The sequence below is a fragment of the Rahnella sp. NRRL B-41462 genome (genome assembly GCF_003263525.1).
Lineage (GTDB): Bacteria > Pseudomonadota > Gammaproteobacteria > Enterobacterales > Enterobacteriaceae > Rahnella > Rahnella aceris.
Genome location: NZ_JYDF01000082.1, coordinates 38482 through 53238 on the forward strand (window position 1 = coordinate 38482; position 14757 = coordinate 53238).

Consider the following 14757-nt stretch of genomic DNA (forward strand, 5'->3'; position numbering starts at 1 on the left):
GACTGTCAGCCTCCCAGCTTAGACTTGTCGCGCACTGCGCCTTTATCGGCACTGGTCGCCAGCAATGCGTAAGCACGCAGCGCAAGTGAAACCACACGTTCGCGGTTTTTCGGCGTCCAGGCTTTGTCGCCACGTGCCAGTTCAGCTTCGTGACGCGCCGCCAGTTCTGCCGCAGGCACATCCAGCACCATGCTACGGTTCGGAATGTCGATATCGATGATGTCGCCATCTTCCACCAGTGCAATCAGGCCGCCGCTGCCCGCTTCCGGAGAAACGTGGCCGATAGACAGACCGGATGTGCCGCCGGAGAAACGACCATCGGTAATCAGCGCGCACTCTTTGCCGAGACCCATGGATTTCAGGTAAGTGGTCGGATACAGCATTTCCTGCATGCCCGGCCCGCCTTTCGGCCCTTCGTAACGAATCACAACAACGTCGCCGGAAACCACTTTGCCGCCAAGAATCGCTTCAACTGCGCTGTCCTGGCTTTCGTACACTTTTGCCGGACCACGGAAAGTCAGGTTGGATTTATCCACGCCCGCCGTTTTAACGATACTGCCCGCTTCGGCGATGTTGCCGTAAAGCACGGCCAGACCGCCGTCTTTACTGAAAGCATGTTCCAGAGAACGGATACAGCCATCGGCACGGTCATCATCCAATGTGTCCCAGCGGCAATCCTGTGAGAACGCCTGGGTAGTACGGATACCTGCGGGACCGGCGCGGAACATTTTTTTCACCGCTTCGTCTTTGGTCAGCATGATGTCGTACTGATCCAGCGTCTGGTTCAGGGTCAGGCCAAGAATGTTTTTCACGTCGCGGTTCAGAAGATTGGCGCGATCCAGTTCACCCAGAATCGCCAGCACGCCACCGGCACGGTGAACGTCTTCCATGTGGTATTTCTGAGTGCTTGGCGCGACTTTACACAGGTGCGGGACTTTGCGTGACAGACGGTCGATGTCGGTCATGTCGAAGTCGATTTCGCCTTCCTGCGCGGCAGCCAGCAGGTGAAGAACGGTGTTAGTCGAGCCGCCCATCGCGATATCCAGGATCATGGCGTTTTCGAATGCCGCTTTGCTGGCGATGTTGCGCGGCAATGCGCTTTCATCGTCTTTTTCGTAATAACGTTTGGTCAGCTCAACGATGCGGCGACCGGCGTTAAGGAACAAATCGCGGCGATCGGCGTGAGTAGCCAGCAATGAACCGTTACCCGGCTGAGAAAGGCCCAGCGCTTCGGTCAGACAGTTCATGGAGTTGGCGGTAAACATACCGGAACAGGAGCCGCAGGTCGGACAGGCAGAACGTTCGATTTGTTCGCTGTCGGCATCACTGACGTTCGGGTTTGCGCCCTGAATCATCGCATCGACCAGGTCGAGTTTGATGATTTTGTCAGACAGTTTGGTTTTACCGGCTTCCATCGGACCACCGGAAACGAAGATCACCGGAATATTCAGGCGCAGTGACGCCATCAGCATTCCCGGGGTGATTTTGTCGCAGTTGGAAATACACACCATGGCATCAGCGCAGTGCGCGTTAACCATGTATTCCACCGAGTCAGCAATCAGTTCGCGTGAAGGCAATGAATACAGCATGCCGCCATGCCCCATGGCAATCCCGTCATCCACAGCGATAGTGTTGAATTCTTTCGCCACGCCGCCGGACGCTTCGATTTGCTCGGCAACCAGCTTACCCAAATCGCGCAAATGCACGTGGCCCGGCACGAACTGGGTGAATGAGTTGACGACGGCAATAATGGGCTTACCAAAATCGTTATCCGTCATGCCGGTAGCGCGCCATAATGCGCGGGCGCCAGCCATGTTGCGGCCGTGTGTCGTGGTGTGGGAACGGTACTTAGGCATGCTCTGTTCACTCCAAATCATTTCTGTTTAGCAGGCAGCGAAATCGCTACCTGCTGAATTTCTTATTTACCCTGAATCATTCGGGTTGCACCAGGCAGCGAACGCGGAGGCGGCCTGAAGGATGACGGGTAAAATTATTGTGGGTTGATTGGATCCAGCCAACCCCATTTATCTTCGGTTTTGCCGGTGAACAGGCCGAAGAATGCATCCTGAATTTGTTTGGTCACCGGACCACGTTTACCGATACCGACCTGAATGCCGTCAACGCTGCGCACCGGGGTGATTTCTGCAGCGGTACCGGACATGAAGACTTCGTCTGCCAGATACAGGGATTCACGGGACAGAACTTGCTCACGCACTTCAAGACCCAGGTCTTTTGCCAGTTTAATAATAGCGTCACGGGTGATACCTGGCAGGGCAGAAGAGGTAAATGGCGGTGTGAACAGAATGCCTTCTTTCACTTCAAACAGGTTTTCGCCAGCGCCTTCAGACACATAGCCGTGAATGTCCAGCGCGATACCTTCCTGATAACCGTGACGACGTGCTTCGCTGCCGACCAGCAGGGAGGACAGGTAGTTACCACCGGCTTTCGCAGCGGTTGGAATGGTGTTTGCAGCAACGCGGTTCCATGAAGACACCATCGCGTCGATACCCTGCTCCAGCGCTTCTTCACCCAGATACGCGCCCCACGGGAAGGCGGCGATGATCACATCAGTTTTGTAGCCGTCCGGCGGATTAACGCCCATACCCACATCGCCGACAAACACCAGCGGACGGATATACGCGCTGACCAGATTGTTTTTACGCAGGGTTTCGCGGCAAGCTTCCATCAGCTCATCCACACTCTGGGAAACAGGCATACGGTAAATTTTTGCGGAATCGCGCAGACGCTGCATATGTTCACGGTGACGGAATACGACCGGGCCTTTATGGGAGTCGTAGCAACGCACGCCTTCGAAAACGGAAGTGCCGTAATGCAGTGCGTGTGACATGACATGGACTTTAGCTTCTGCCCACGGAACCATCTCGCCGTTGAACCAAATGTAATCAGCTTTCTTCGTCATTCTCTCGTTCCTTTACTCACGCATTCGCGCGTATTTGTTGTGATGTATGTTGCTGGATCTCGACACAAGCGACATCCATAAGTTTGCGTAACTGTGAAGACAGTAAATCTACGGGCCGCTGACTGGCAACGGTCAATTCGATATTTATGTTTTCCGCATTGACCATCGGCGTCATGTTCATTGCGCACACCTGAAAACCACGGTGACGGACGACGCGTAATACGCGCTCTAACATTTCGGGGCGGAAGCGGGCCTGAATTGAGACGTTATGTTGCATCATGACATTTTCTCCAGCATGGTTTCGTTGCCTGCGCCCGGTGGAACCAGCGGCCAGACATTCTCATTTTCGTCGATGGAAACCTGGAGCAAATACGGACCTTCACTGTTGAAGAAAGCGTCCAGAGCGGCATCGACTTGATCTTTACGGTGGATACGCTGGCCGGGGATGTTGAATGCGCTGGCCAGCGTGACAAAATCGGGGTTATCGGAGAGGTTGGTTTCACTGAAGCGTCCGTCGAAGAACAATTCCTGCCACTGTCGAACCATCCCTAATCGCTGGTTATCCAGCAACAGGATTTTGACGGGCAACTGTTTTCGCTTGATGGTGCCCAGCTCCTGAACATTCATCATGAATGAACCGTCACCGGAAACGCAGATCACCATATCGTCGGGGCGGGCAACCTGTGCGCCGACGGCGGCAGGAACGCCGAAACCCATCGTGCCCAGACCGCTGGAGGTGATGAAGTTTTCCGGGCGAGTGAACTGCATATGTTGCGCGGTCCACATCTGATGCTGGCCGACGTCGGTGGTCACCACGGTATTGGCCGATTTACGGTCAGAGATTTGTTTCAGTAACAACGGCGCATAAATCGCTTCACCCGGATGATCGTAGCGCCATTCGCCCTGCGCTTTCAGCGTCATCACTTCATCACGCCAGGCGTTGATGTTCAGGGGTTGTTGCAGCGCCGGTAACAGCGCATTCAGAGCACCCTGCAACGCCACATGCGCCCGGCGCAATTTGTTCAGCTCGGCCGGGTCGATATCCATGTGGATAACCGCGGCGTCTGGCGCAAAAGTATTCAGCTTGCCGGTCACGCGGTCGTCGAAACGCGCACCGACGGCAATCAGCAAATCGCAGGACTGAACAGCCAGATTCGCCGCTTTGGTACCGTGCATGCCCAGCATACCCAGATAACATGGGTCGCTGGCATCCGGCGCCCCCAGACCTTTCAACGTTGCTACCGCAGGAATGCCTGTCGCAGTAATGAATTCGCGTAATGCCGGAACGGCCTGCGCGATACCGACACCGCCACCGACGTAAACCATCGGTTTTTGCGCGGCAGCGATCATGGCGCGGGCTTGTTGTAATTCAGCCGCAGGGTGCGGAAAAGTTTCTTCAACCGCCACCAGATGCGGCGGTAATTCACCCACGGCCAGCTGGATATCTTTCGGAATGTCGATCAGAACCGGGCCCGGACGACCGGAGCTGGCGATGGCAAAGGCTTCCGCCATGATTTCCGGCAGCGCTTCCAGAGATTCAACCAGGAAACTGTGTTTGGTGCAGGCCAGGGACAACCCTAAAACGTCGATTTCCTGGAAGGCATCGGTGCCGATGAAGGCAGAACCAACCTGCCCGGTGATGGCCACCAGCGGAACGGAGTCTAACAGCGCGTCGGCCAGACCGGTGATCAGGTTGGTCGCGCCAGGACCGGAAGTGGCGATACAGACGCCAACTTTTCCGGTAGAACGGGCATAGCCGATGGCGGCCATTGCAGCACCCTGCTCATGCCGGCACAACAGGTGTTCCACGCCGCCGTCATACAATGCATCGTATACCGGCATGATTGCCCCGCCAGGATAACCAAATACTGTATTTACACCCTGCGCACGCAACGCTTGTACTACCCATTGTGCTCCGTTCATCTTTATTCTCCTGCCTTTTTGCGACAAGTGCAGAATATTATGCTGTTGCTCATTTTCCGACCCCGCTTCTCTGTTCTCTGAAATTCCTGACCCAAAAAAAAACCCCGGACCTTTCGGTGCGGGGTTTCTTTTCAGGTTCAGGCTTGTTTAATAAGCCTTTCTTCGTCCAAGTGCAGCCCCGCACGGTGGGATAATAATCACCACCACGCTAATCACGACTAGGCTAACTACGAGGAGAAGGGCTTTCATTTTTAGGTTTCTAAAATTCATATTGCGAACGATTGCCTACAGAGTTATCACAGTAAGATGATTAATGACAACATTTTTCTTGCGTTATTATTTGCAGTCCGTTGCAGAAACCATGAAAAATCATCTGAAAAATCAAAACTTAGCGTGATGATTTGCCGTTTGATTATTTATTGCTCCAGCAATCGCTTTTCCACGGGTATCCCGGCCAAATGCCACCAGAACAGAAATCAGAATGGCGACGGTACCGGCCACAATTGCCATCGCCAGTCCGTAGTTGTGTCCGTGGCTTTCGGCAATGTAAGCCTGAAGCGTCGCATTAACCGAAGCAATCAGATTACCGAGCTGGTAAACAAACCCCGGCAGAACCGCGCGCGTGTTAGCAGGCACCAGTTCGGTCAGATAAGTCGGCACGACGCCCCATGCGCCCTGCACCATAAACTGCATCAGGAACGCGCCCAGCCCCAGCATCCATGAACCGCCGGAGAAGGCCCATAATGGAATGACCGGCAGTGAAAGCAACGCGGCGATAATAATCGCTTTCTTACGACCAATTTTCTCAGACAGCGAACCAAAGAAGATCCCACCGATAATTGACGCAATGTTGTAGCTTATGGCGATTAAACTGACGGTATGTGCGTCAAAACCGTGCTGAACTTTCAGGAACGTCGGATAGAGATCTTGCGTACCGTGGCTGAAGAAATTAAAACCCGCCATCAGCACAACCAGATAAATACATAGCTTCCAGTTTTTCTTCAGCACCGGCATCAGTGCCGTGCTTTCGTTGCGTTCCCGCGCCGCCAGCCAGACCGGCGATTCCTGTACTTTGAACCAGATGAAAGGCAGCAGGAAAACCGGCACAGCACCAATCACAAACATGCCGCGCCAGCCGACCACATTAAACAGCAAACCATATACCACCGCCGCCAGCAGATAACCAAACGGATAACCCGCCTGAAAAATCCCCGACATCACGCCACGGGAACGGTCAGGTATGGTTTCCATCGCCAGAGAAGAAGCTACGCCCCAGACACCGCCCATCGCAATGCCGTAAATCACGCGAAGGATCAGGAAAACGGTCAGGGAAGGTGCCGCCGCAGTACACAGCTCGAAGAAAGAAAATAGCGCGATATTGACCATCAGCACCGGCTTGCGCCCGTACTTTTCCGCCGCACGCCCGAACAGCAACGCCCCAATCGGTCGCACGGCCAGCGTCAGCAGTATTGCCAGCGTGACCTGTTTGATATCTACCTGAAATGCCGATGCGATATCGCTGAGCAGGAAGACCAAAATGAAGAAATCGAAAGCGTCGAGAGTCCAGCTCAGAAAGCTGGCGATGGCAACGTTACGCTGCCGAGAAGTCCAACCAAACATGGGTGAGTCCCTATTTCGGAATAGCTGCAGGTAGTGCACTCACCAGAGCATTGCGGAAAATCCCTGGTCAGGCAGAGAGATGTTAATCAGTGTTCTGTATTTGTTTATTTATTGTTAAATACAGCAAGATTAAACACCCCTGCCGGTATTTGCGGCAACTTAATTAGTCCGCTAATTTGTTTCCAGAAACCTTAAACTGTTAAGGAGTATTGCTGTCGTTGCGAAGCAGTTCGCATCCCTTCATGTTAAGTCGGTGACTTGCAGATTATTTTCCCATCGCATTACGCATTGCAGCAAACTTCTTCCCGAAAGCGTTTCCAGCTCAGGCATGCTGCCGTCAGCAGAGCTCATAGCAAAGGAAAAAGCATGTCATTAGCCGTGGTATATACCCGCGCATCGCTGGGGGTTCAGGCACCCGGTGTCTCGATCGAGGTCCATATCAGCAACGGATTACCGGCCCTGACACTGGTCGGTTTACCGGAAACCACCGTCAAGGAAGCCAGAGATCGGGTTCGCAGCGCCATCATCAACTGCGGGTTTACCTTTCCGGCCAAACGCATCACCGTCAATCTTGCACCCGCTGATTTACCCAAAGAAGGCGGCCGGTATGATTTGTCCATCGCGCTGGCGATTCTGGTGGCCTCAGAGCAGCTTCAGGGCGATAAGCTTGAGGAGTACGAGTTTCTGGGTGAGCTGGGCCTTTCCGGTGCGCTGCGCAGCGTAAATGGCGCGATTCCGGCGGCACTTGAGGCGCAAAAAGAAGGCCGGGTGTTGATCCTGCCGCAAAGTAATCAGACGGAAATGACGCTTCTTGATCCCGGTGTAGCGCAGGTGGCCGGGCACTTATTGCAGGTCTGCGCATTCCTTCAGGGCGAGGACAATTTGCCACCGATTGAATTTCCGGCGACGGCGCCTCCGCCCGAGTATCAACCTGACATTGCCGATATCATCGGACAGGAGCAATCAAAGCGCGCGCTCGAAGTGGCGGCAGCGGGAGGGCATAATTTATTGTTGATTGGGCCTCCTGGCACCGGAAAAACCATGCTGGCTAGCCGGTTGCCCGGTTTACTGCCGCCCATGAGTAACGAGGAAAAGCTGGAAACGGCCGCCATTGCCAGCCTGGTGTATAACCCCGAAGATGACGGCGAGTTTTCACGCATCCGCCCCTTTCGTGCACCGCATCACAGCACATCCATGAGCGCGCTGGTGGGAGGCGGGTCGTTACCCAGACCGGGAGAAATATCACTGGCACATAACGGCGTATTGTTTCTCGACGAACTGCCAGAATTTCAGCGCCAGGTTCTTGATGCTCTGCGCCAGCCAATGGAATCCGGCGAAATCACCATTTCCCGTGCACGGGCGAAAGTCCGCTATCCGGCAAGAGCGCAACTGATTGCAGCGATGAATCCCAGCCCGACCGGACACTATCAGGGCATTCATAACCGCACACCGCCACAGCAGGTTTTACGCTACCTGAGCCGGCTTTCCGGGCCATTTCTCGACAGATTCGATCTGTCGATTGAAGTCCCGCTCCTGCCGCCCGGCATTTTGAGCCAGCAAAACCATACGCCTGTGCTCAGGGAAAATAGTGTACAAGTACGGGAACGGGTACTGACCGCCAGAGAAATTCAGTTAAAACGCGCGGGAAAAGTCAACGCGCATCTGAGCAGTAGCGAAGTGGAGACGTACTGTGTGTTAACCAAAGCAGATGCTGAATTTCTGGAAGAAGTCCTGCACAAACTGGGATTATCGGTCAGAGCCTGGCATCGCATTCTGAAAGTCGCGAGAACATTGGCTGATTTGGGTGGCGGGGAATCGATTGAACGAAGACATATTGCTGAAGCACTGAGCTATCGCAGCATGGATAGGCTATTGTTAACTCTACATAAGAGCCTGGCATAAAAAAACGGGGCATCGCCCCGTTTCATTAGTCATCGCTTTCCGTGTAGTCTTCTACAGCGTCAGCCTGCGGTTTACCGCCAGACAACGTGTGGAATTTCTTCGGACGACGAGTGCGGACAATGTATTTGTTCCACACTTTTTCTGCATCCGTTACCGGTTCGCGCGTACCACGGCAAACCTCCAGGAACAGTTTTTCTTCGTCGGTAACGGGCTCACGTTTTCCCAGATCCAGCTCGTTAAAAGCAAAGCCGTAACGTTCTAGCATTTGCGCTTCTTTAATGGTGAAATCGCCATGCCGGGAGAACCCGCGAGGGTAATGTTTATTATCAAAAAAACGACTTGTCGTGGTGAAGCTTTCCGCCATCTGACACGCTCCTAATTCTCTCATGGTCGTGCTGTTATGGCGCGGAGTATTAGTTAGGCTTGACATTGTGTAAAACAAAACATTTAAATCTTAACGACAAAAAATATTGGAGATAGTTTTGGACACGGAATTACTGAAAACCTTTTTGGAGGTCAGTAGAACTCGCCACTTTGGTCGGGCGGCGGAATCCCTTTACCTGACTCAATCCGCTGTCAGCTTTCGTATCCGGCAACTGGAAACCCAACTTGGCGCCAATTTATTCACACGGCATCGCAATAACATCCGCTTAACGCCCGCAGGAGAACGTCTGCTGCCTTATGCAGAGAATCTTATGTCAACATGGCAAATGGCGAAAAAAGAGGTTGTACGCTCGTTACAGCACACAGAATTGTCGATTGGTGCGACGGCGTCGCTCTGGGAAGCCTATCTGACCCCGTGGCTGCAGTCTCTTTACACCCAGCGTGGCACGCTTAGGCTTGAGGCGCGCATTGCACTGCGTCAGTCGCTGGTCAAACAATTGCATGAAAGACAACTGGATTTGCTGATCACCACCGAGCCACCAAAGATGGACGAGCTCTCAAGTCAGTTACTAGGTAATTTCTCGTTACGACTATTCTCATCGCAGAAAACGGTCAGAAGCGAACAATCACCGTATGTGAAGCTGGAATGGGGCGCTGATTTTCCTCAGCAGGAAAAACTGCAAAACAGCGATCAGGAACCGGTGTTAACCACAACCTCTGCACATCTGACGCGTCAGTTGCTGGAAAATACCGGCGGTTGTGCGTTCCTGCCTGCGCACTGGGCCAAAGAATATCCGCAACTGGCCGCACATGAAGATGTTCCGCCGGTGATCCGCCCGCTTTACGCCGTCTGGCTGCAAACCAGCGACCAGCAAGTGTTGATCCGTCAGTTACTCAAAACACCGCTGATCACTAATTTCTGATACCGCCCTGTTTCAGGACGGTTCTGGTCGCGGATGGCGCGCTCTTCTGGCTGTCCAGAAGCTGCCCATCCCTTTTTGCAATCCGATGAAGATAAACAACAAAACGCCCATCACGATTTTGGTCCACCACGAACTAAGCGTACCATCGAAAGTGATGTAGGTTTGGATCAGCCCCTGAATAAGCACACCAAACAAGCTGCCTAAAACCGTGCCTACGCCGCCACTCAGTAACGTCCCGCCAATCACAACAGAGGCGATAGCATCCAGTTCTACACCACTCGCCGCGAGTGCATAACCCGCAGAAGTGTAGAGCGAGAAAATGATGCCCGATAAGACCGCCAGCGTACTGGACAGCATGTAGATATAAATCGTGGTACGCCTTACCGGCACCCCCATCAGCGCAGCCGACACATTGCTGCCGCCAACGGCATAGACGTTGTTACCGAATCGCGTACGGTGAGCCAGAATAATCCCGCCAAGCACCACCAGCAGCATAACCAGAGCCAGCAATGTGAAACGACCACCACCGGGCATTTTCCAGGCATAATTGGCGAGGAATTCATAAACCGGATGGTTAATCGGCAACGATTCTTCCGAAACAATAAAACTCATACCGCGCACAAAAAACATGCCCGCCAGCGTGATGATGAAAGCAGGCAGTTTCAACGTATCAATGATCCATCCCATCAGCGCACCAAACGTGGTGCCCATCAACAGCACGATGACAAAGGCATAGCCAGGCGCGATGCCATAAGCACCGATGAGTTTCGCCAGCAAAACACCGGTGAAAGCGATAACAGAACCCACTGACAGATCGATGCCGCCGGATAAGATGACAAATGTCATCCCGACGGCCACGATGCCGAGAAACGCGTTATCCGTCAGCAAATCAAAAAACACGCGTGTGGATGCAAAACCGGGGAACTGAGTGAAGCAATAGGCGTATCCGGCCAGGAAAACCACGATCGTAATCAGCAGGGGCAGATTTCTTTTGAGCATTATCCTTTCCTCCGGAACAGATTACTGAAAGAGACGCGGGGAGACTGAACTACCAGTACAGCGAGCACCACCAGAGCTTTCAGCACCAGGTTGAATTCCGGTTTGAAGCCGGAGAGCAGAATGCCGGTATTCATTCCCTGAATGATCAGTGCACCGACAACCGAAAGAAGCAGGTTAAAACGTCCACCCAGTAACGAGCCGCCGCCGATGACGACGGCAAGAATGGCATCAAGTTCCAGCCATAGTCCGGCATTATTGGCGTCCGCTCCGCGAATATCGGCTGTTATGATAACGCCCGCAACGGCCGCGCAAATCCCACAAATGACGTAAGTGGAGATCAGCACTAAACGGGCATTTACGCCGGCGTTATAAGCAGAACGGATATTGATGCCGACTGATTCGATGAACAGGCCAAGCGCTGTTTTCCGCGTCAGTGCCCAGACAAGAACCAGCATGGCGACGGCAATGATCACCGGCATTGGCAGATAGAACAAAGAACCACTGCCAAACTGCGATAGGCCATTGTGTTCAAACGTGACGATTTGCCCTTCCGTAATTAGCTGTGCGATGCCACGTCCGGCAACCATCAGCATCAGCGTGGCAACAATCGGCTGAATTTGGAGAACAGCGACCAAAAAGCCATTCCACAAACCGCATATTGCCCCCACCCCGACCGAGGCCAGCAGCACGATCATCAGCGGATATCCTTGCACCGTCATGGTCGCGGCTGTTGCACCGGCAATCGCCATGACCGCACCGACGGAAAGGTCGATGCCGCCGGTCGCGATAACCAGCGTCATCCCGAGAGCCAGCAAAGCGACAGGGGCACCACGGTTGAAAATATCCACCAGGCTGCCAAACAAGCGGCCATCCTGAATATGGATAGAGAAAAAGCCCGGGGCGACCAGGCTGTCTATGATTAATATTGCGACGAAAGCACCGATTTGCGTGGTGCCTTTTGGAAATACCCATCTTACTTTGCGCGGTTTTCCCGTCATTGGCAGGCTCCTGTTATTCATCACTATCTCCCCTCATTGCGCCGCAATGGCTTTCATAATGGCTGGCACGGAGATATCAGCCTGCTCAATTTCGGCAATATGACGACGGTCTCGTAAGACAACAATACGATCGGCATAACCCGCCAGTTCTTCCAGCTCAGAGGAAATGACCAGTAACGCCAGGCCTTCGTCACAAAGTTTTTCAATCAGACGGATGATTTCTGCATGGGCACCGACGTCAATCCCACGGGTAGGTTCATCGAGAATGAGGAAACGAGGATTGGTTGCAAGCCAGCGGGACAGCAATACTTTTTGCTGGTTACCACCGGAAAGATACTGAATTTCCTGCTCAGTGCCGGGTGTACGGATGCCAAGGAGTTTGATAAATTTTTCGGCGATCTGATACTGCTCTTTCATGGGTAAAGGACGCAACCAGCCGCGCTGCGCTTGTAAGGCAAGGATGATATTTTCACGCACTGTAGCCGCGCCGATAATGCCATCAGTTTTACGATCTTCCGGGCAGTAACCAAATCCCAGTTTAGCCGCTTTTCTGGGCGTGCTGATGGCGACTTCTTTACCATCGACACGTGCATTGCCGCTGTCATGCCCTTTAATGCCAAAAATCAGCTGAGCGGTTTCTGTCCGTCCTGATCCCAGTAACCCCGCCAGTCCGACGATTTCACCCCGACGTACTTTCAGGTCAAAATGCTCGACCACACCTCGACGCCCATAGTCTTTGAAATCCACTAACGGCTCACCCGTCACATTTCTATGTTCGGTGCGTTTGAGCAGGTTTTCATCAAAACTGTGTCCCAGCATCATCGGTACGAGATCGATACGCGGTAAATCCACCGTTCGTTCAGACCCCACACGCTTACCGTTTCGCAAAACGGTAATCCGGTCGCTGATCCGATAAACCTGATCGAGGAAATGGGTGACGAAAATCATCCCCACCCCTTTATCACGCAGTTGAACCAGAATATCGAGCAACATACTGACTTCTTTGGCATCAAGGCTGGCGGTGGGTTCATCAAGAATTAAAACCTGTGCAGACAGGTCAACAGCGCGGGCAATTGCCACGATTTGCTGAATCGCAATGGAGTAGGTTGAGAGTGGCTGGCTGACATCCAGATGCAGCCCATAGCCTTCCAGAAGGGCGTCGGCCTGTTGTTCCATCTTGCGCTGATTGACCAGACCGAAACGGGTTGGCTCGCGCCCGATGAACAAGTTGGCAGCAACAGAGATATTTGGCAGGAGATTTACTTCCTGATATACCGTACCAATCCCCAGCGACTGGGCATCAGCAGTACTGATTGGCTCGATCGGTTTTCCGTTAAGAAAGACCTGGCCAGCAGAACGTTTATAGACACCGGTGAGGGCCTTAATCATTGTGGACTTACCGGCGCCGTTCTCACCTAAAAGGGCAACAATTTCACCGCGTTCGAGGGTAAAGTCGACATTTTCCAGCGCTTTTACGCCGGGGAATTCAACTGATAAACCGCGTACTTCAAGCAGCGTTTCTGAACCAGGATTATCCGTCACGTCACTACTCCTGCTGCATTCGCTATAAGCGAAAAGGGAATAATTGTTACCGGCTTGCCCGTGAGACAAGCCGGTAAACCGGCTCAGTAACCCATGTTTTTCTTCATGTCATACTCTTTCTGAGCCATGTCCGGCAGGATCAACGCGGATTGAGTCTGAATGAATTTCTTCGGTTGCGTACCATCCTTTTTCATCGCAATCAGCGCATCAAATGCCGGGCCAGCCATGTTTGGTGTCAGCTCAACAGAAGCATTCGCTTCACCCGCCAGCATAGCTTTGTAGATATCAGGAACACCGTCGATAGAGACGATTTTGATCTGCGAACCCGGTTTCAGGCCAGCTTCTTTGATAGCCTGAATTGCACCGATCGCCATATCGTCGTTATGGGCGTAAACAGCACAAATGTTCTTACCGTTTTGCTCAGCCTTGATGAAGCTTTCCATTACTTCTTTGCCTTTACTGCGGGTGAAATCGCCGGACTGTGAGCGGATAATTTTGACGTTTGGTGCAGCTTTCAACGCATCTGCAAAACCTTGTTTACGATTTAACGCCACACTGGCACCGACCGTACCCTGCAATTCGACAACATTACATGGTTTGCCAGCAGCGTCCTTCACCAGCCAGTCACCCGCCACTTTGCCCTCATACACGCTGTCAGAAGCGACTGCAGCAGTGTAAAGAGACGGATCACTGACTTCGATCGTACGGTCTAACAGGAACACAGGGATCTTAGCTTCTTTAGCTTCGGTCAGAACCGGAGCCCAGCCAGTAGCAACAACAGGAGCGATGAAAATGGCATCAACACCCTGTGCGATGAATGAACGTATTGCTTTGATTTGGTTCTCTTGTTTTTGCTGAGCATCAGATATTTTCAGTGTAATACCACGTTTTTCCGCTTCTGATTTAGAGACTTTGGTTTCCGCAGAACGCCACCCAGACTCAGAGCCGATCTGCGAAAAACCAACAACCAGCGGAGCCGCCTGAACTGCGCCACAAAATGCTGTTGCTACTGCTGCTGCCACAAATAAGCGTTTGCACATGTTTCTTTCCTCGCGTGTAGTCTGAGCTACTTTTTGTTATGACTCGTAGGGTACGGCCAGGACGTTTACCCGACATACGCATTCAGCCGCTACGACAGTTTTGTCGGAAAAAGGATAAAAGAATGCTGTCAGGGTCTGATAGTCGTCATAAGACGATGATTAGGTTTAGTACATAGGGAAAATGGGAGCATGAGCAAGGTCACATACGGGGAGAACAATCAATTCGTGCATGTATTCAGCCAAAACATGACAAAAAACAACTGGCAAAAGCGAAGATTTTGAGCCCATTGGTGCAAATAATCTGACCTGCTCCCCGTTGATTAATACACCACGATGTTAGTAATGTCTTCATAAGCCACATGAGGACATCCCCATGAGGAAGCGTTTTTCCGACGAACAGATCATCAGTATCCTCCGCGAGGCTGAAGCCGGGGTTTCTGCCCGTGAGCTCTGCCGTAAGCACGCCATTTCCGACGCCACCTTTTACACCTGGCGTAAGAAGTATG

At 52.6% G+C, this 14757-nt stretch carries 14 protein-coding genes; 3 read left to right on the forward strand and 11 right to left on the reverse strand.

The features are described from left to right. Positions 1 to 5 precede the first annotated feature (5 nt). The 6 genes from ilvD to UC14_RS18980 form a co-directional block, all read right to left on the reverse strand. Positions 6 to 1856 carry a dihydroxy-acid dehydratase gene (gene ilvD, locus UC14_RS18955; protein ID WP_013577545.1) on the reverse strand — a complete coding sequence of 617 codons (1851 nt, stop codon included), beginning with the start codon at positions 1854 to 1856 and terminating at the stop codon, positions 6 to 8. Positions 1857 to 1990: 134 nt separating this feature from the next. Next, positions 1991 to 2920, reverse strand: a complete 930-nt coding sequence (locus UC14_RS18960) for a branched-chain amino acid transaminase (protein ID WP_013577546.1) — start codon at positions 2918 to 2920, stop codon at positions 1991 to 1993. A gap of 16 nt (positions 2921 to 2936) precedes the next feature. Continuing rightward, a complete protein-coding gene (gene ilvM / locus UC14_RS18965; protein WP_013577547.1) occupies positions 2937 to 3200 on the reverse strand; it encodes an acetolactate synthase 2 small subunit in 264 nt (87 codons plus the stop codon). After that, a complete protein-coding gene (gene ilvG / locus UC14_RS18970) occupies positions 3197 to 4843 on the reverse strand; it encodes an acetolactate synthase 2 catalytic subunit (RefSeq protein ID WP_112198183.1) in 1647 nt (548 codons plus the stop codon). The genes ilvM and ilvG overlap by 4 nt, the downstream gene beginning before the upstream one ends. A 147-nt stretch (positions 4844 to 4990) precedes the next feature. Continuing rightward, entirely contained in the window at positions 4991 to 5092 is a 102-nt protein-coding gene (ilvL, locus tag UC14_RS18975; RefSeq protein ID WP_015699153.1) for an ilv operon leader peptide, read from the reverse strand. 132 nt (positions 5093 to 5224) lie between these two features. Continuing rightward, positions 5225 to 6463 carry an MFS transporter gene (locus tag UC14_RS18980; RefSeq protein WP_013577549.1) on the reverse strand — a complete coding sequence of 413 codons (1239 nt, stop codon included), beginning with the start codon at positions 6461 to 6463 and terminating at the stop codon, positions 5225 to 5227. A 366-nt stretch (positions 6464 to 6829) separates the two neighbouring features. On the opposite strand from UC14_RS18980, the gene UC14_RS18985 reads away from it, so the two are divergent. Continuing rightward, a complete protein-coding gene (locus UC14_RS18985; RefSeq protein WP_013577550.1) occupies positions 6830 to 8365 on the forward strand; it encodes a YifB family Mg chelatase-like AAA ATPase in 1536 nt (511 codons plus the stop codon). Between the two features lie 25 nt (positions 8366 to 8390). Here the strand turns inward: UC14_RS18985 and UC14_RS18990 are convergent, their stop codons facing one another. Then, positions 8391 to 8729, reverse strand: coding sequence for a DUF413 domain-containing protein (locus tag UC14_RS18990; RefSeq protein ID WP_013577551.1), 339 nt, complete (start codon positions 8727 to 8729; stop codon positions 8391 to 8393). Between the two features lie 118 nt (positions 8730 to 8847). Here UC14_RS18990 and hdfR point away from each other — a divergent pair, with 118 nt between their 5' ends. After that, a complete protein-coding gene (gene hdfR / locus UC14_RS18995) occupies positions 8848 to 9672 on the forward strand; it encodes an HTH-type transcriptional regulator HdfR (RefSeq protein WP_013577552.1) in 825 nt (274 codons plus the stop codon). Between the two features lie 12 nt (positions 9673 to 9684). Here the strand turns inward: hdfR and yjfF are convergent, their stop codons facing one another. From yjfF to ytfQ, 4 genes are all read right to left on the reverse strand, one after another. After that, the gene (yjfF, locus tag UC14_RS19000; RefSeq protein ID WP_013577553.1) at positions 9685 to 10671 is read right to left on the reverse strand and encodes a galactofuranose ABC transporter, permease protein YjfF; all 987 of its coding nucleotides are present in this window, start codon (positions 10669 to 10671) and stop codon (positions 9685 to 9687) included. After that, positions 10671 to 11690: a galactofuranose ABC transporter, ATP-binding protein YtfT gene (gene ytfT, locus UC14_RS19005; RefSeq protein WP_015690591.1), complete on the reverse strand. Its 1020-nt coding sequence runs from the start codon at positions 11688 to 11690 to the stop codon at positions 10671 to 10673. Before ytfT ends, yjfF begins: the two co-directional genes overlap by 1 nt. A 12-nt stretch (positions 11691 to 11702) precedes the next feature. Further along, positions 11703 to 13184: a galactofuranose ABC transporter, ATP-binding protein YtfR gene (gene ytfR, locus UC14_RS19010; protein WP_153376635.1), complete on the reverse strand. Its 1482-nt coding sequence runs from the start codon at positions 13182 to 13184 to the stop codon at positions 11703 to 11705. 110 nt (positions 13185 to 13294) lie between these two features. Further along, entirely contained in the window at positions 13295 to 14251 is a 957-nt protein-coding gene (ytfQ, locus tag UC14_RS19015; protein WP_112198184.1) for a galactofuranose ABC transporter, galactofuranose-binding protein YtfQ, read from the reverse strand. A 373-nt stretch (positions 14252 to 14624) separates the two neighbouring features. Between ytfQ and UC14_RS19025 the strand changes: the two genes are divergently transcribed. Beyond that, the coding region (locus tag UC14_RS19025; protein ID WP_157962128.1) for a transposase at positions 14625 to 14757 on the forward strand (133 nt) is incomplete at its 3' end.